At 39.5% G+C, this 18,817-nt stretch carries 9 protein-coding genes; 7 read left to right on the top strand and 2 right to left on the bottom strand.

Annotated features, from left to right (window positions below):
* Positions 1 to 7 precede the first annotated feature (7 nt).
* The 5 genes from OOZ15_RS08150 (at position 8) to OOZ15_RS08130 (ending at position 9,641) form a co-directional block, all read left to right on the top strand.
* Entirely contained in the window at positions 8 to 1,567 is a 1,560-nt protein-coding gene (locus OOZ15_RS08150) for a RagB/SusD family nutrient uptake outer membrane protein (RefSeq protein ID WP_265955703.1), read from the top strand.
* An 11-nt stretch (positions 1,568 to 1,578) separates the two neighbouring features.
* The gene (locus tag OOZ15_RS08145; protein WP_265955701.1) at positions 1,579 to 2,880 is read left to right on the top strand and encodes a SusE domain-containing protein; all 1,302 of its coding nucleotides are present in this window, start codon (positions 1,579 to 1,581) and stop codon (positions 2,878 to 2,880) included.
* A 199-nt stretch (positions 2,881 to 3,079) separates the two neighbouring features.
* Positions 3,080 to 4,516 carry an alpha-amylase gene (locus tag OOZ15_RS08140; protein ID WP_265955700.1) on the top strand — a complete coding sequence of 479 codons (1,437 nt, stop codon included), beginning with the start codon at positions 3,080 to 3,082 and terminating at the stop codon, positions 4,514 to 4,516.
* A 402-nt stretch (positions 4,517 to 4,918) separates the two neighbouring features.
* Positions 4,919 to 8,005: a SusC/RagA family TonB-linked outer membrane protein gene (locus tag OOZ15_RS08135; RefSeq protein WP_265955699.1), complete on the top strand. Its 3,087-nt coding sequence runs from the start codon at positions 4,919 to 4,921 to the stop codon at positions 8,003 to 8,005.
* 19 nt (positions 8,006 to 8,024) lie between these two features.
* On the top strand, positions 8,025 to 9,641 hold the full coding sequence (locus tag OOZ15_RS08130) for a RagB/SusD family nutrient uptake outer membrane protein (protein WP_265955697.1): 1,617 nt from the start codon (positions 8,025 to 8,027) through the stop codon (positions 9,639 to 9,641).
* 57 nt (positions 9,642 to 9,698) lie between these two features.
* On the opposite strand, the gene OOZ15_RS08125 is transcribed toward OOZ15_RS08130, so the two are convergent.
* Both OOZ15_RS08125 and OOZ15_RS08120 read right to left on the bottom strand, forming a co-directional pair.
* Entirely contained in the window at positions 9,699 to 10,391 is a 693-nt protein-coding gene (locus OOZ15_RS08125; protein WP_265955695.1) for a response regulator transcription factor, read from the bottom strand.
* Complete coding sequence (locus tag OOZ15_RS08120) at positions 10,378 to 11,658, bottom strand: sensor histidine kinase (protein ID WP_265955693.1); 1,281 nt, start codon at positions 11,656 to 11,658, stop codon at positions 10,378 to 10,380. Before OOZ15_RS08120 ends, OOZ15_RS08125 begins: the two co-directional genes overlap by 14 nt.
* Before the next feature lie 311 nt (positions 11,659 to 11,969).
* Between OOZ15_RS08120 and OOZ15_RS08115 the strand changes: the two genes are divergently transcribed.
* Together OOZ15_RS08115 and OOZ15_RS08110 are read left to right on the top strand one after the other, a co-directional pair.
* Positions 11,970 to 15,281, top strand: a complete 3,312-nt coding sequence (locus OOZ15_RS08115) for a VCBS repeat-containing protein (protein ID WP_265955691.1) — start codon at positions 11,970 to 11,972, stop codon at positions 15,279 to 15,281.
* Positions 15,278 to 18,661 (top strand): VCBS repeat-containing protein, encoded by a 3,384-nt coding sequence (locus OOZ15_RS08110; protein ID WP_265955689.1) that lies wholly within the window; start codon positions 15,278 to 15,280, stop codon positions 18,659 to 18,661. Before OOZ15_RS08115 ends, OOZ15_RS08110 begins: the two co-directional genes overlap by 4 nt.
* Positions 18,662 to 18,817 lie beyond the last annotated feature (156 nt).

The following is an 18,817-nucleotide window of genomic DNA, read 5'->3' as shown; positions in this document are numbered from 1 at the left end:
GAAAAAGATGAAGACTATAAAACACATTTTATTTGCGGTTTTGGTATCGTTTGTGTCCTGTCACGACGATTTAGACCAATCCCCAATAGACCCGGACAGTTTTACTGAGGAAGACGTATTCGCCAACGCAGACCAAGCTTACGGTGCCTTGGCAAAACTATATGCCAGTTTGGCCCTTACAGGTCAGGAAGGACCTGCAGGACAACCCGATATTGCAGATATAGATGAAGGATTTTCGCAGTATTCAAGGATGCTCTTTAACCTGAACGAGCTCACCACAGACCATGCTGTTATTGGTTGGGGTGATGCCGGTCTGCCCGATTTACACGGTCAGTATTGGTCTGGTAGCAACGATTTCACGGAAGCTATGTATGTCCGATTGGCACAGGAAGTATCTTTTTGCAATTCTTTTATAAACAATGCTTCTGTCCTAGAAGACAATGTAGTGCAGAATTATATTGCAGAAGCCCGATTTTTAAGGGCATTTGCCTATTACAACCTTATGGATATGTATGGCAATGTGCCCTTGATAACAGAGATTACTACTGAATTACCGGCACAAAATTCAAGAGTCGAAATATTTTCTTTTGTTGAATCTGAATTGTTGGAAATCCAAGACCTTTTGGCCGAGTCCTCCGATTATGGTAGAATAGACAAAGCAGGTGCCTGGGCACTCCTTTCAAAATTGTATCTCAATGCCGAGAGCTGGACTGGAGAAGATCGTTATGCTGATTGTGTAACGTATTCAGAAAGGGTGATGAATTCATCCTATAGCATCAACACCACTGACGCTAACGGCAATGGGACGGCTTATGATGAGTTGTTTTTAGCAGATAACGATACCAACGGTGCTCAAAACGAATTCATTTTTGCCCTTAATTTTGACGGTATTAATTCCACTACCTACGGAGGCACGACTTTTTTAGTACACGGAGCTATTGGTGGCGATATGGTACCGGGTGATTTTGGTGTAAATGGTGGCTGGGGCGGTATGCGTACCACAAAATCTTTGGTGAACAAGTTTGAAGCCGAAGACATGAGAGCTATGTTCCACACCGAAGGTCAGAATCTGGAAATAGAAGATATATCCACTTTTACTGATGGTTATGCCATAACAAAATTCAAGAACATTGATTCTAACGGCAATCAAGGGAATGACAGCAGTGGCGAATTTGTTTCTACTGATCTGCCAATTATTCGTTTGGCTGAGATTTATCTGAACTACGCCGAAGCCAGCCTCAGAGGTGGTGGCGGTGATCTGAACACAGCTGTAAATGCAATTAACGAATTGAGAACCCGTGCCTATGGAGGAACTACAGGTAATATCACTTCAGGAGATCTAACCCTTGATTTTGTCCTTGATGAGCGTTCACGTGAATTGTACTGGGAAGGACAGCGTCGTACCGATTTGATTCGTTACAGCCTGTTTACTACCAGTGATTACCTATGGCCTTTCAAAGGAAATGAACCCGGTGGTATTTCAGTAAGTGAACACCTTAATCTGTTCCCATTACCGTCAAGTGTATTGACCGTTAACCCAAACCTAACACAAAATACAGGTTACTAAAAAATAACACAATGAAGACACTACTAAATAAAGCTGTATTCCTTTTAAGTATCGTATTGATATTTACCGCTTGCGATGACAGGGAATACACCATGATAAATTCCAATGCCAACGCTACGGTAAGTCTTTCAACCAACTCGGTTGTACTTACCGAAGAAACTGCTGCGGATGAAGCACTTACCGTTTCCTGGACTGAGCCAGATTTCGGTTTTTCTAATGCACCTACCTACCGGATATTGTTTGATATAGCCGGAGGTGATTTTGCAGAGGCCCAAACCATTCCTGCCGGATCAGATCTTTTCATGACTTTTACAGGGTCAGAACTAAACTCCAGATTATTAAATTTGGAGCTTGAGCCCGATGTAGAAGCTACTATAGATATAGTTGTAGAATCTCGTTTGAGCAGTTCGTCTGTGGTAACCTCAACGCCCGTAAGCCTTACTGTTACTCCATATTCCACCGTATTGGATCTAAGCACTACTTGGGGAGTAGTAGGAAGTGCAACACCTAACGGTTGGGATGGCCCGGATGTTCCGTTCTATCAAACAGGAACAGACGGAGTGTATGTTGCCTATACCACTTTGATTGACGGATTAATAAAATTCCGCGAAAACAATGATTGGGCTCTGAATTATGGTGACAATGGAGCCGATGGAACCCTTGAAGAAGGGGGTGCCGATATTGAAGTTACTGCGGGAACATACAAAATTGAATTCAACATCAACGACCTTACCTATACCATTGAGCCATACAGCTGGGGTATTGTAGGTAGTGCCGCACCTAATGGTTGGGACGGACCGGATGTAGAGTTTGAATACGACCCGTCTTCAGACCAATGGCGTGCCTTGGTTACTTTGACCGATGGTGAAATCAAGATCAGACAAAACAACGATTGGGCGGTGAACTATGGTGATGATGGAGCTGATGGCACTTTAGAACTCAATGGCTCTAACATTGTTGTAAGTGCAGGAAATTACTTGGTTACTTTCAACGAAAAAGACCTTACCTATACCATCGAAGCCATCGACTTTTGGGGTATCGTGGGAAGTGCTGCGCCCAATGGTTGGGACGGTCCCGATGCTGAACTAAAACTGGATTATGCCAGTGACGGAGCCGTTTGGTACAACAACAGCGTAGATCTCGTAGATGGTCTGATCAAATTTCGCTCCAACAATGCTTGGGATGTAAACTATGGTGATGACGGAGCCGACGGTTCATTAGAACTTAATGGCGCTGATATTGAAGTAACCGCGGGCAATTATGCTGTGACCATCAATCTGGAAGAATTGACTTATTCCCTCACTCAAAACTAAATATTAATAGTTAACAGTTAGTAAGTTAGTATTTAATGTGAACCTCACAGACACATCAGAACCTGTGAGGTTTTTAAATCACATTAACCAAACATAACGATACACTTATGAAATGCCCATAACCAATTTTTCAGATACCAACCGATATGATAATCGGGGCATTCCATCTGACCATTGAAAAACAAATAAATATTAACAAATGAAAACTTTTTATTACTCCCTCGGCCTTCTTTTTGGTCTTATGTTCATTTCATGTTCAAGTGACAATGATGTAACCGAAAATCCTCTCCAAAATGAAAACCCTGAACCATCAGAAATAAGGGCCATCGATCTTTCAGCATACGACAACAACAATCGTGTGATGATGCAAGCTTTTTACTGGGATGTAGAGCCTAGGGGTGAATGGTGGACACTCCTTACCGGAAAGCTGGATGAATGGGCTTCCTCAGGGATTGATCGTTTATGGCTTCCGGTGGCTACCAAAGGACAATCGGGAGGGTATTCCATGGGATATGATATTTCTGATTATTTCGATTTTGGTGAATTTGAACAACACGGTACTGTAGAAACCCGTTTTGGAAGCCGAACAGAATTGGAAACCCTGATTGCTGAAGCCCACAACAACGGACTTGAGGTTATCGCTGATATTGTTATCAACCACAACTCCGGAGGCGGGGAAGAGTACAATCCGTATCGCGATAAAAACACCTATACCCTTTTTGATGAAGAACACGGAAACGCATCGGGAATGTTCAACCGGAATTATGAGAATTTCTACCCGAACAGTACCAGCTCTTATGATGACGGTAGCTTGTTCTATGCGGAACAAAATCTCGACCACAATCAGGAGTACGTTCAGAACTGGCTGTGGAAAAATGACAATTCCGTAGCAAAATACTATAAAAATGTCATGGGTTTTGATGGTTGGCGCTTTGATTATGTCCTGGGTTACGAGCCTTGGGTGGTTAAAATGTGGTTGGAAGAAGTAGGCGGTTTTTCAGTAAGCGAACTCTGGGACGGCAATGCAACCGTACTGGCAGATTATGCCGACGAGACCGGAAGCGGTGTTTTTGATTTTTCTACTTTTTACAAACTTGAGGAAGCTATGGACAGATATAACGATCTTACTTACCTCGATCAGGAAATGCTCTGGAAAACCCATCCGGATAAAGCCGTAACTTTTACCGCCAATCACGACACAGAAAAGGATGAAAATGCAGATAATCATATTGCTGCTGACAATAAATTGAAGGCTTACGCCTATATTTTGACCCATCCCGGTTATCCAACGATCTTCTATTCCGATTTTGAAAACGATGCGTTTAAAGCCCCTATCAAACAACTCATCAAAATCCATAACAGTATTGCCACCGGGGAAACTGAAATTGTGTATGCTGACAATGATGAATATATCATGAAAAGAAAAGGAACCGCTGAAAATCCGGGGCTCATCTTATACATCAATACTTCGAGCAGTTTAAAAAAGCGCATGGTGCAAACACAATGGAATAACAGTTACCTGATAGACTACACCTCAAGCACTTCAACTACACCCCAAACATCCAAAAGTGGTGAGGCTCCTCTTGAAGCACCAGCCAATGGATATGCCATTTGGTCTATCGCTGATGTACAGTAACATAATGCATTTATTATTTTGTTCTACATAAAAAAGGTTGTCTCAAAAAGAGATACAACGAATTGTCATACTGAGCTTATCGAAGTATAATTTATTGAAGTTCAATACGTCTTCGACAAGCTCAGACTGATAAAACAATTTGCCAAGGCTTTTTAGACAACCTTTTTCATTTTCAATTTATTTACTATAAATGTAAATTGCACATTTTATATTTTTAACGAAAAAAGTGTGTAAAAAATGAAAAAAACACATTTATAGTTTAATTTTTTTCATAATTTCACATATATTTGGAAATATTTAACATTCAAAACCTCATAGTTTCAACGCAAGCTAACTAAGGACATTGAAAACTTTGAGAGAATGTTAATAGAGCTAACTATTTGAACTTTAAAATTTAATTGTATGAAGAACAATTTTCTGAAAGGCTTGGCCTTTGTCGGAGCATTCTTATGTTTCAGCATGGTCAAAGCACAGACTGTTAATGGAACAGTCTCAGACGAAAACGGTCCGCTACCCGGGGCCAATGTCATTGTAAAAGGAACAACCAACGGGACTCAAACTGATTTTGACGGAAATTACACTTTAGACGACGTAGGCGCTGACGCCGTTCTGGTATTCAGCTATGTCGGATTCAGTGCACAGGAAATTCCCGTAAACGGACGCTCAACTATCAATGTCACCCTTCAAGAAGATGCACAGGCATTAGGTGAAGTAGTAGTTATCGGCTATGGTACAACTACTGTTAAAGATGCTACCGGATCTGTATCTGCTGTAACTTCTGAAGACTTTAACCAAGGTGTTATTTCTTCTCCTGAACAGTTAATCCAAGGTAAAACTGCCGGTGTGCAAATTGCACAGGCCAGTGGTGAGCCTGGTGCCGGAGTAGCAATCAGGATTCGTGGATCAAACTCCATAAGATCCAACAACAATCCCTTATTTGTTGTTGATGGGGTTCCTATCTCTGGTGAATCAACTACACCTTCAGGAGGTGATGTTATTAATGGGGCAAACTCGACCCGTAACCCATTAAGCTTCTTAAACCCTTCCGACATAGAAAGTATGTCGATATTAAAAGATGCATCGGCAACCGCTATTTACGGATCAAGGGGAGCAAATGGTGTTGTAATTGTCACTACTAAAAGTGGTAAAGCCGGACAAGGAGGAGTATTTGAATTCAATTCTTCTGTAAGCTTTTATCATCCAGCTGAGCGTTATGACTTATTTGATGCTGAAACATTTTTAAATACTACAGCACAGCTAAGGTCACAACAAATAGCAGATGATAATGATTTTGGTGCTGATACCGACTGGCAAGATTATATCATCCAATCAGAAGCATCTCGTAATCAAAATCTTTCTTATTCACACAATTATGGCAGTGGTAACGTTAGAGCTACTTTTGGGTATGGTCAACAATTTGGGGTAATAAAAAAATCATCTCAAGATCGTATAACAGGTAGGATTAATGCAATGCAACGTCTCTTTGATGACAAATTAAAATTAAGCCTTCAATCAACTCTTTCGAGGGTCAACGATGAAGCGCCTCCAATTAGTGGAACCTCAGGAGCGAGTGGTAATTTAATAGGTGCTGCCTATTCTGCAAATCCGTCTTGGCCTGAAAATCCAAAGTTTTTTCTAGAAGGAAACCAATTAAACCCAGCTAATTATTTGGAAAATTTTCAATCGGAAACCATTACAGACCGATTCCTTATAAACTTTTCTGCTGAATACGATATAGTACCTGAACTAGCTGCAAAAGTAACTGTTGGTTACGATAATTCGAGTGCTGAAGCCATTACTGCTGTTACTCCCGATATAAATAATTTAAACCGTGTTTCTGGAAACGGACAAGCAGCTTTCAACACCCTTGATGTTAAGAGTCAGCTATTAGAGGGAACATTAAATTATAAAAAGGAGTTTTCGAACATTTCTTTAGATGCCCTTGTAGGATATTCATTCCAAGACTTTAGAAGAAGTGGATTTAACTCACAAGGTTGGGGCGTTTCGTCTAATAACTTAGACCAAATGGGAGACCTTTTACAAGAGTCTGTTCACAGTGCACGTAATTCTATAGATGGTCCATACCAACAATTTGGTTATGATGATGAAGGTACAAGTTTTGTAAACAGTATTATTCCTTTTGACGATTCAGGGTCTTTATCAGATAACATCGTTAAGAACTATAGAGCGCTTTGGGCAGATACTTTTGACAACACAGACGAATTACAATCGTTTTTCGCTCGTGTTAACCTGACGTTTTATGAGAAGTTTTTATTAACCGCCACCTTACGTGCCGATGGTTCCTCTAGGTTTGCTGATGATAACAAGTATGGTTTCTTCCCCTCAGGTGCTTTGGCGTGGAAACTAGACGAAGAAGATTTTGTAGGTCCTGCCTTTTCAACCTTAAAAATTAGAATTGGTGCCGGTGTAACTGGTAACCAAGAAGGTTTAGGATATGCCAACTATTTAAAAAGAGGTCGTTTTGCCCAACCGGGAATATCTGATGCAGGTACTATAACTAGACCAGGAATAGAAACTGTTGCAGTTCAAAACCCTGATTTAAAATGGGAATCTACATTAGACCTGAACCTTGGAATTGATTTTGGTATCGATTTAGATCGTTTTAACGGTTCATTGGATTTTTATAGAAAAGAGACCAAAGATTTACTGTTTAGACAGGCTGCAGCCGCACCGGCTTTCGATCCGTTTACATTTAAAAACCTTGAAAACGGAAAAGTGATAAACCAAGGTGTAGAATTAGCCCTAAATTATGATTTCATCCAGACAGACGATGTAACCTTCTCTAGCTCTTTCAATATTGCATATAATGATAATACTGTTGAAGGTCTTGAAGGTACAACTGCCGACTTTGGATTGTTAAACGGTCCGGGGCTTACAGATGCCTTTGCGCAAAAATTAGGAGAAGGAATGTCATTATTCTCATACTATATGGCGGAATACGCAGAAGATGCAGATGGGAATCCTGATTTTAATGCAGATGACAAAGTATTTGTTGGAAAAGATGCACTTCCTGATGTAAATGCCGGTCTTTCTTTGAATGTAAGCTATAAAAACTGGGATGCTTCAACATATTTTGCAGGGCAGTTTGGTTTTCATGTATACAACAATACAGCCAATGCGTTCTTAAACCGACCCACTTTTGAGACTACCCGGAATGTAACCCCTGCAGGATTAGAAAACCAATCGCAGGAGGTTTCAACATTGTACTTGGAAAAAGGGGATTTTGTGAGAATGCAATCCGCCTCAATTGGGTATAACGTACCTGTAAACAATGAAGGATTCCTTAAATCACTTCGATTGTCTTTAACAGGTCAGAACTTGTTTTTAATTACAGGCTACAGTGGTTTGGACCCGGAAGTATCCTCTTCTACCGGTGATTTTGGAAGTGGTATTCCTAGTGCCGGAATTGACTATACATCTTTTCCAAGACCTAGGACATTTACCTTTGGTGTAAACGCAAGATTTTAATTATTAAACTCAAAAAGACATGATCAATACACATCATATAAAAAATAACCGTCTGGGCATATTACTTTTAGTTTGTTTTTCTATTCTTTCGTGCACCGATTTAGAAATAGAAGAAACAGACTCCAGGCTACAAGAAGGCTTTAACGGTATTGAAACCGCTGAAGAAGCTGCAAATTCTGTTGGTGCATTGTATAATAGTTTAAATGGTTATATAGGAGATCAGGCAAACTTATATGCGCTTACAGAAGTAACTACAGATGAACAATTGGTTCCAACCAGAGGATCAGATTGGGGTGATAATGGTATATGGAGACAAATGCACCAACACTCTTGGACCCCGGACCATAATTATATAACTAATGTATGGAACCAGTGGAACGAATTACAATTAGGAGCAAGTGAAGTTATTGATGAGCGCTCTGCCTCATCAGATGAATCACGTGCTCAAGCGTATTTTCTTAGAGCATTGGGTATGTATGTAATCCTCGATAATTTTGGTCAGGTTCCATACAGAGATACTGCTGCATCTCCATTAGACGATCCAGAAGTATTAACAGGTGATGACGCCATTAATTTTATTGTAAGCGATTTAGAAAACGCCATCTCAGGATTGCCAATTATTGCTCCTGGAGACGGAAATAACCGTGCCGGTAAAGCAGCCGCCAGATATTTATTGGCTAAAACTTTATTAAACAAACACATCTTTAACGGTTCTGGAACAGCTAATCCGGCTGATATGGATCAAGTTGTTTCTTTAGTTGACCAAATAGCTAACGATGGTTACGGTTTGGTAGCCGGATATTTCGACATCTTTAAAGAAGATATGGATAACGAAACCATCTGGTACATCCCAACGTCTGTTGGTAACAGAATTTGGAATGGTTTACATTACAACCAGATTACTCCGGAGCAATCCGGTGGTTGGAATGGATTTTCTACCCTTGCTGAATTCTACGACCTGTTTGAAGGTGACCCTAACGTAAACACTGAAGGTTCGGGCCAGGAAGAAAGACGAGGATTTGTACCAGACATTGCTTCAGACAATATAGATGAAACCAACTATGGTATAGGCTATGGCTTTTTAATAAGTCAACAGTATAGTGTAGCTACAAACGAAGATGGTGATATTATCACGCCCCTTGAACCCGTAGCTGCAACTGATAGAGGTGGTTCCCCTTTGGGTTATACCAGAGATTTTACCAATGCTTCTACAGGAGAGCCTAGTTTAACCGATAATGACGAAGTATCAGGTATTCGAGTTATTAAATATCACCCTGCAAATGGTGCTTTTAAAGAGCATGAAATTTTCTTTAGGTACTCTGACGCACACTTAATGAAGGCAGAAGCCATCATGAGAGGTGGTGGGGATCCTACAGCTTTAGTAAACGAATTAAGAACTTTAAGAGGTGCGTCTGAATTGACGGGAATTTCAGAACAAGGTTTACTGGATGAACGTGGTAGAGAATTGTATACGGAGTTCTGGAGAAGAAATGACATGATCCGTTTTGGACAGTACAATAAAGATTGGGATTTTAAAGATCCTGATGCTGTAGGAAACAGTGATAGAAATTTATTCCCTATTCCGGCATCGCAGCTTCCGCTTAATCCGAACTTGGTTCAAAATCCGGGATATTAACAGAACAATTTTTATTTAAAATAAAAACACCGCTTAAAAAATTAAAGCGGTGTTTTTTTATTCTTCAATCTTAAACACAAACCCCTTGTTGTGAACATTTTCAATGGAAATACGCGGGTCTTTGCTCAAATATTTTCGAAGGTGGGAAATAAACACATTCAAACTTTTACGATTAAAATAATCGTTCTTGCCCCAAATATGCGTTAGAATATCTTTGTGAAGGGAGAGTTCGTTTTTGTTCCTCCAAAGGAATAAAAGCAATTCACTTTCCCTTGATGTAAGCGTAATTGTTTCATCGCCATATTGCAGTTTTTGGTTTTTCCTGCTGAAACTATACCCCCCTATCTGATAATTTTCCGCTGTGACTTCTTCATTGCCAGATTGTAATCGGGATAGTAAGGTTTCAATCCGCACCACCAATTCTTCTTCGTCTATTGGTTTTTTCAAATAATCTACTGCTCCTAAAGAAAACCCCTTCAGTACATCAATTTTTAAAGAGCGGGCTGTTAAAAATATAAAAGGGATTGAAGGATACAGATCCCTTACTTTTCCGGCAAGGGTAAAGCCGTCCATTTCGGGCATCATAACGTCCATGATGATCAAATCGAAGGCTTCCTGCTTCAGAACCTCCAGTGCTTTAACACCATTGGTTGCCCATTCCAAATGAAAGTTTTTCATTTTTAGGTATTCACTGAGTAAATAACCCAACGAATTGTCGTCTTCAACCAATAAGAGCTTATTTCTTGTCATCTTCAACAACCGGCAGTTTTATGGTTACTTTTGTTCCTTTTCCTCTGTCACTTTCAACTGAAACGCTTCCTTTGTGTAATTTTATCACTTGTTTTACATAACTCAACCCGAGTCCGTACCCTCTCACATTGTGCAAATCCCCGGAAGGGATTCGGTGGAATTTCTTGAAGATGTTCTTCAATTCACTTTTTTCAATCCCAATTCCGTTATCCTCCACAACAATATACAAGATTTTTTCTTCAACATATGCGTTTAATTGAATCACTGGATGGCTTCCCGAATATTTTTTAGCATTATCCAGCAAGTTCCCAACAGCATTCGCTAAATGGTTCTGTTCACAATTCAACCAGTAGGTCTCCCCTTTCAATTCATAATTAAAATCAACATCCTCCATAACCGAAAGTTCCGAAAACGATTCGGCCAACTTCTTCAAACTTGGATAAAAATCCTGTTTCTTAAGTCTTAATACACTTTTTTTATTTTCAATACCCGATAGTTCCAAAACCTTATCGATATGGACTTTTAGTCTCTCGTTTTGTTCCCTGACTATTCCTACCAGCGATTTGCTCTCTTCATCTACTTTTTCTTCCAGCAATTTGGTCGCCAATCCTATAGAAAAAACAGGGGTTTTAAGTTCGTGTGTCAGGTTATTGATAAAATCATTAGTAGTAGCAATCACATTTTTCTGCCAATACATCGAGCGTAACACCCAAATAACTACTACAATAATGGCTGCAATAAATATCAGGCTGGGAATGGTCAAGCCGTTGAGTTGCGACAGGAAATAATTGTTCAGGTCTTCAAATTGAATTTCAAGTACCAACCTCTTGTTCACAGCCTCGGGTAAATATCCGCTAAGCAGCACCGGGAATTTCAATTCTTCTTCTTCAAGCGTTTTATACCCTGGAGATAAAAAAATAGTGCTGTCGTTGGTATGCAAACGATAGACAAATTCTGTTTTTATACCTCGCTGCAATAGCCTGTCTATCAAAAAATCATTCAAAAAATAGCGTGAGGCATCTTGAATACTGTCCACACTCAAGGTGAAATGAGAATCATCTTCATTAATAGCCTGTACCATTAAGAAGGTAAGTTCATTTTTAGTCCCCAAATCGGTTTTTATCGTCTGTAATGCTTGTCCGGTCTTGTTGTTGAATTGCACTTTGGCAAGGTTAAGCCCTATTTTCAGATATTGATACTGAATAAAAGCCAATCCTATGACTGATATTATAAAAACAACGACATATCCTTTTTTAAAATTTAACATCACAACAATTAACTAAAAAATCGCCCTCGATATGCTTTATTATACTTTCATTAATACTATTAACCTTTCATTAATCTTTTTGAACTCTCATTAACCTTAACCGACCGAATTGTTCCCTATTTTAGCAATGTTCAATTAGTTCAAAAAACATTCTTTATACAATTATAGAAAAGCTAACTTTTTAAGTTGGCTTTTTTTGGTTGGTGAAACAACCCAAACAATAAATATAAGCATATGAAACAACAAACCGAGTGTTGACCGATTGTAATGTTGTATTTGTTCGTATAATTACAAAAAAGCACATTCCGTTAATGATCATAAAAAAAGCCGTAAAAATAATACTCCCTTCTTTTTTATTCTTCCTCTCCTGTACGACAGAAAAGGAACGGCTTTTTACACAATTAAATGAAAGTGAAACGGGGATCAGTTTTAAAAATGAACTCACCAATACTCCTGAACTCAACATCCTTAACTATCTCTACTATTACAACGGCGCAGGTATCGCCGCAAGTGATTTTAACAACGATGGTTTAACAGACTTGTATTTTACAGGCAATCAAACTGCAGACAAACTCTATTTGAACAAGGGCGATTTTCAATTTACAGACATTACAGAAAAAACAGGAATCTCCAATGCTGAAAATTGGACAACCGGGGTTACTGTTGTTGATATCAATAATGATGGATGGATGGACATTTATATCTGCAGGGTAGGAAGTCTTTCTGAAAAAAACAGTCATAATTTACTCTACGTAAATCAGGGATTAAATGCTGGGAAGCTTCCGCAATTCAAAGAAGAATCTGAAAAATACGGCCTCGATATCCAATCCTATGCCACGCAAGCCGCTTTTTTTGACTACGACCTTGACGGCGATCTGGATATGTATTTACTCAATCATTCCCTACACCCTAACCGAACTTATGGAAGCGGAAAAAAAAGACATGAAACAGACATCCTTGCCGGCGACAAACTCCTAAGGAACGACGACGGACTCTTTACAGACGTTTCCCAAGAAGCGGGCATACATCAAGGAGGTATTGGGTACGGGCTCGGAATTTCAATTTCCGATATCAACAACGACAGCTATCCCGACATCTACATCGGAAATGATTTCTTTGAAAACGATTACCTCTATATCAATCAAAAAAATGGTGCTTTTAAAGAAGTAATTGCTTCCGACGAAACAAAATTTGGGCATACCACCCATTTTTCCATGGGAAACGACATTGCCGATATTAACAATGATGGCCTTTCCGATATTATTTCGGTTGATATGCTCCCGGAAGATCTAAAAAGTTTTAAAACTTCGGGAACGGAATACAACTTTCAAACCTACAGCGGTTATCTAAAAAACGGTTACGCTCCTCAATTCATGCAAAACGCCCTTCATATCAACAACGGCGGTGGTCATTTTACTGAAACGGCTTTTTTAAGCGGCCTTGCTTCAACGGAATGGTCCTGGGCTCCTCTTTTGGCCGACCTTGATAACGACGGGTTTAAAGATGTGTTTGTGTCCAATGGCATTTTAGGAGCTACCAATGACATGGATTTTATCAGCTTTATTGCCAACGAACATATTCAAAAACGCCTAAGTAAAGGCATGAACCGAGAAGATATGGCTTTTATTGATAAAATCCCTGCCAAACACGTCCCAAATTATATGTTCAAAAACAATGGCGACCACACTTTTACTGATATGACCGATGAATGGTTTGCCAAAATTCCATCGTATAGCAACGGAAGTGCTTATGCCGATCTGGACAATGACGGTGATTTGGATGTGATAGTCAACAATGTGAACGAACCGGCTATGATCCTTAAAAATAATGCTGAACAAGTATTTCCGAACAATCATTTTCTAAAGATAAAATTTAAAGGAAGTGATAAAAACCATTTCGGGATAGGAAGCAAAGTAGTTGTTTTTGCAGATTCACAAACAATAACCGGAGAGAACTACACATCCCGCGGATTTATGTCGGCAGTAACTCCTGAACTTCATTTTGGATTGGGGAAAACCGCTACAATAGACTCTGTACACATTATCTGGCCGGATGGGAAATATGAAAAAATAAATGAGCAAATGGTAGATACTGTCTTCTTAGCTGATTATAAAAACGCTCAAGGGAATTACTCCCTGAAAAATAGTGCAAAAAACTCCCGTTTATTAAAAAATATAGCTTCTCCAATTGATTTCAAACACAAAGATTTCGCCTCTATTGAGTTTAATCGGGATCCATTGATTCCTTTTGCCAACACCAATCAAGGTCCAAAAACTACTGTTGCCGATGTAAACAATAACGGTTTGGAAGACCTATTCATTGGTGGAGCCAAAACGCAAGCCTCAACTTTGTACCTTCAACAAGCAAACGGAACTTTTGAAGCAACCCAAAACGAGATATTCGAAAAAGATGCGATCAGCGAGGATGTGGACAATCTCTTTTTTGATGCTGATGGCGATGGCGATCAGGATTTGGTTGTTGTTAGTGGAGGAAATGAATTCACTACAGGAAAACCGCTTTCCCCCCGACTCTATTTTAATGAAAGCGGGCAAATGGTTAAGGACAGCATTCAATTTACAAGTTTGTCCATAAACGCCTCAACCATTACCGCAGTCGATCTGGATAATGACGGTGACCTTGACCTTTGCATAACCTCCAACGGGATTCCGAGGGAATTTGGGAAAACCCCTAAACAGTTTCTCTTTCAGAATAACGGAAAAGGAATATTTAAAGACATTACATCATCTTACGCCCCAGAATTTCAGGAAATCGGCTTGGTTCAGGACCTGAAATGGATCGATTTGAACAATGATGGTTTTAAAGACGCTGTGGCTGTTGGGCACTGGATGTCCATTTCCGTTTTTATCAACGACGGCAAAAAACTAAGCCTGCAAAGCAACTCGCTTGACAAAACACACGGTTGGTGGAATACTGTTGAAGCAGGCGATTTTGACAAAGATGGGGATATCGATATTTTGGCCGGGAATTGGGGATTGAACACCCGTTTGAAAGCTTCAAAAGAAGAGCCTATCACTCTATATAGCAACGATTTTGACGACAACGGTAATGTAGAACCTGTGGTTACTTATTTTTATCAGGGAACCGAAACCACCTTTTCATCAAAAGACGAACTCGTCAAACAAATTCCGATGCTAAACAAAAAATTCCTTTCCTATTCTGATTTTGCTTCAGCGGCATTCAATGAACTCTTTCCGAAGGAAAAAATAGAAAAAGCATACAAAAAACAAGTGTTCGAATTAGCTTCGATTTATTTTGAAAATAACGGAGACGGTACTTTTACAGCGCATAGACTTCCGTTCATGGCACAAACATCCAGTATCTTCGATATTCAAAAAGACGATTTCGACAATGATGGTTATGAAGATCTGTTACTCGTGGGCAACAACTATGAAATAAGTACGCAACTGGGAAGACTTGATGCCCTGCATGGTTTGGTTCTGCTGAATGACCAAAACGGTTTTTTTGAAGTACTTCGGTCACAAGGTTTTGACATTCCGGGTCCGGCAAGGGATATCAATACCATCAGTATTCAAGATACGATCAACTATATCATTACCATAAATAACAACAAACCTGTTTTTCTTAAAAAAACACAAGAATGAACCATAAAATGAACATCCAATCCTTTGTAATAAAGACAGTTTTAAGCCTTAGTCTGTTCTGTATACTTTTTTCATGTAAAAAAGAAGACGCTCAAGAAGAGGTGAAAAATGAAAAAGAAACGCTTTTTACACTAGTTTCTTCGGAAGAAAGCGGTATCGATTTCATAAACGAAATAGAAAACCAGAAAGACTTCAATATTTTTAAATACAGAAATTTCTACAACGGTGGTGGCGTTGCTATTGGCGATATTAATAATGACGGCTTGCCGGACATCTACCTTACCGCCAATATGGGACAAAACAAACTATTTCTCAACAAAGGCGATTTTAAGTTTGAAGACATTACGGAAAGTGCTGGGGTTGGCGGAAATAAGCCTTGGTCTACCGGAGTAACCATGGTGGACATCAACAGTGATGGGCTTCTGGATATCTATGTGGCCAATGCGGGGAATATGGAAGGGAATAATCACGACAACGACCTCTACATCAACAACGGCGACCTGACCTTTACCGAAAAAGCCGCAGCATACAATTTAGCAAAAAGTGGATTTACCACACATGCTGCCTTTTTTGATTATGACAAGGATGGTGATCTGGATGCCTACATTTTGAACAATAGTAATATTCCGGTAAGTAGCCTCGGATATGCCGAACAACGGGAAACCAGAGCCCAGGACTGGGAAGGTATTCCTGATGTTTTTAAAGGTGTTGGTGATATGTTGCTTAGAAACGACAATGGCAAATTTACGGATGCCAGTGAAGAGGCCGGGATTTACGGAAGTCTTATCGGTTTTGGGTTAGGGGTCATGATCACCGATATAAATGAAGATAACTACCCCGATATTTATGTATCTAACGACTTTTATGAACGCGATTACCTCTATATCAATCAAAAAGATGGCACTTTTAATGAAGAAATCAAAGAATGGACTTCACGCTTGTGTCTTTCTGCCATGGGTGTGGACATAGCAGACATTAACAATGATGGATTAAATGATATTTTTATTACCGATATGCTTCCCGAAGGAGATGAAAGGGTGAAATCGGTTATGGAGTTTGAAGGCTATGACGTATTTAAGCTTAAACAAAGTAAAGACTTTTATCAACAATACATCCAAAACACACTTCAGCTTAATAATGGTAATAATGGTTTTTCTGAAGTGGCCTACTATAGCGGTGTTGCCAAAACAGACTGGAGTTGGGCAGGACTGATATTTGATATGGATAATGACGGGTATAGGGACATCTATGTAACCAACGGTATAAATCATGATCTTACCGACATCGATTTTGTGAATTTCTTTGCGAATGAGATCATCCAGAAAATGGCGCTTACCGGTAAAAAACAGGCTATTGATTCTATTATTAACAAAATGCCAAGGAAACCCATTCCTAATTATGCCTTTAAAAACAATAGCGCCCTTAGGTTTACCAATGTTGCCGATAACTGGGGCTTAGGAACTCCGAGCATGTCGAATGGTGTAGCCTATGGCGACCTCGATAATGATGGTGACCTCGATCTGATTGTCAACAACGTAAACATGGAGTCGTTTGTATACAAAAACAACTCTGAAAAACTTAGTGACAATAATTACATAAAACTAAAATTTGAAGGAAGCGAAAAGAACAAATTTGCCATCGGGACAACGGTGAAACTTTATATGGGAGAAAAAACCATCTTGCAAGAGCTGATTCCGTACAGAGGATTTCAATCTACTATGGAACATATCATGACCATAGGTGTTGGAGAAACCAAAACCATCGATTCCATTAAGGTAATCTGGCCTAACGACCATACCCAAAAGTTAACCAATGTTCAGGTGAATCAACTTATCGAACTAAAACAGTCCGATGCCGAAGAAAAATATACCATTCCGGTTAAACAAAAAGTGGAAACCTACCTAACGGAAGTTGCTTCTGGAAACATAGAAGCACATCAAGAAAATGATTTTGTAGATTTTGATTACGAAGGACTTATCTCTACCATGACTTCCCAAGAAGGGCCAGCGCTTTCTGTAGCCGATGTAAATAACGACGGTAACGAAGATGTATTTGTTGGCGGTGCCAAAGGTCAGGCCGGAGTGCTATACTTAAATTCGGGTAATGGCAATCTTGTAAAATCGCAGCAAACAGCTTTTAAAAACGACCAAGAATTAGAAGATACTTCATCTGCCTTTTTTGATACCGATAATGATGGCGATCTTGATCTAATGGTGGGCACCGGAGGAAACGAAGAATCCGATGCCAACAAATATGTTACAAGACTCTATTTAAACAACGGACATGGTAAATTCACAAAAAGTGAAGGCCAAATTCCGTCTACCTTCCACAACACCTCTGTAATTGCCCCTTATGATTTTGATGGTGATGGTGATACAGATGTATTTATCGGATCGAGGAGCGTACCGGGTATCTATGGAGTGAACCCGAAGCACCTGTTCCTGGAAAACCAAGGTGATGGCTCTTTTAAAGACATAACCGAAAGCAAAGCTTACGATCTTAAAGATGCCGGCATGATCACCGACGCCATTTGGGCCGATACCGATGGTGATGATAAAAAAGATCTGGTTCTTGTAGGCGATTGGGCTGCCCCGATGATTTTGAAAAACTCAGGTAGGCGACTTGGAAAATTATCTTCCAACCTATCTGAATATGGCGGCTGGTGGAATACCGTAAAAACCATAGATGTAGATAATGATGGTGATTTAGACCTTGTAATGGGAAATATGGGAGAGAATATCTCTTATAAAGCATCAAAAGATGCCCCTATGCGTATGTTTATTAACGATTATGACAATAATGGTACCATAGAACAAATTGTTACACATACCATAGACGGTAAAGACAAACCCATCCACATGAAAAAAGAGCTTACTGCCCAGTTATCTTCCTTAAAAAAAGAAAACCTAAAAGCTTCAGATTATGCCAAAAGGTCGATACAGGAACTTTTTCCTAAGGAACTTACCGACAATGCTATCCAAAAAACGGTAACCACCATTCAATCGGTAATAGCGATAAACAATGGTAACGGACAATTCGATATTAAACCGTTACCCGGTCAGGTACAGTTTTCATGTGTTTGCGATATTACACCTCAGGACATCAACAACGATGGCAATATAGATCTTATAATGGGTGGTAACAATTATGAATTCAAACCACAATTTTCAAGACTCGATTCCAATTACGGATGTGTGCTCCTCGGCGATGGAACAGGTGATTTTAATTGGCAGAACTATAACAAATCGGGCTTTTTTGTACGGGGTGAAGTAAAGCATATTAAACCGTTTAAAGATAAGAACGGTAGCACGCACCTTTTTGTAGCATTAAATAATGATCAACCAAAGATTTTTAAACTAAAGGTGGGTTCTAAAAATTGATTTGCATTGAAATTTTCATAGTTTTTTAGAGACAATGAAAATTTTAGCAACGCTATCGGGATAACGTAAGAAAATTTGAAGCAGTATATGAAAAACTATGAAAACCCAAAGGGAACGAATATAACAAGCAATCTGACTGCGTTATATTTTTCTGCA

The sequence above is a fragment of the Galbibacter kalidii genome (genome assembly GCF_026241135.1).
Taxonomy (GTDB): domain Bacteria; phylum Bacteroidota; class Bacteroidia; order Flavobacteriales; family Flavobacteriaceae; genus Galbibacter.
Note: the sequence above shows the minus strand (reverse complement) of the source record. Positions and strands in the feature narration are given on the sequence as shown.

Coding starts and splice junctions, on each gene's coding strand:
- OOZ15_RS08150 (WP_265955703.1), top strand. CDS start 8: ATGAAGACTATAAAACACATTTTATTTGCGGTTTTGGTATCGTTTGTG.
- OOZ15_RS08145 (WP_265955701.1), top strand. CDS start 1,579: ATGAAGACACTACTAAATAAAGCTGTATTCCTTTTAAGTATCGTATTG.
- OOZ15_RS08140 (WP_265955700.1), top strand. CDS start 3,080: ATGAAAACTTTTTATTACTCCCTCGGCCTTCTTTTTGGTCTTATGTTC.
- OOZ15_RS08135 (WP_265955699.1), top strand. CDS start 4,919: ATGAAGAACAATTTTCTGAAAGGCTTGGCCTTTGTCGGAGCATTCTTA.
- OOZ15_RS08130 (WP_265955697.1), top strand. CDS start 8,025: ATGATCAATACACATCATATAAAAAATAACCGTCTGGGCATATTACTT.
- OOZ15_RS08125 (WP_265955695.1), bottom strand. CDS start 10,391: ATGACAAGAAATAAGCTCTTATTGGTTGAAGACGACAATTCGTTGGGT.
- OOZ15_RS08120 (WP_265955693.1), bottom strand. CDS start 11,658: ATGTTAAATTTTAAAAAAGGATATGTCGTTGTTTTTATAATATCAGTC.
- OOZ15_RS08115 (WP_265955691.1), top strand. CDS start 11,970: ATGATCATAAAAAAAGCCGTAAAAATAATACTCCCTTCTTTTTTATTC.
- OOZ15_RS08110 (WP_265955689.1), top strand. CDS start 15,278: ATGAACCATAAAATGAACATCCAATCCTTTGTAATAAAGACAGTTTTA.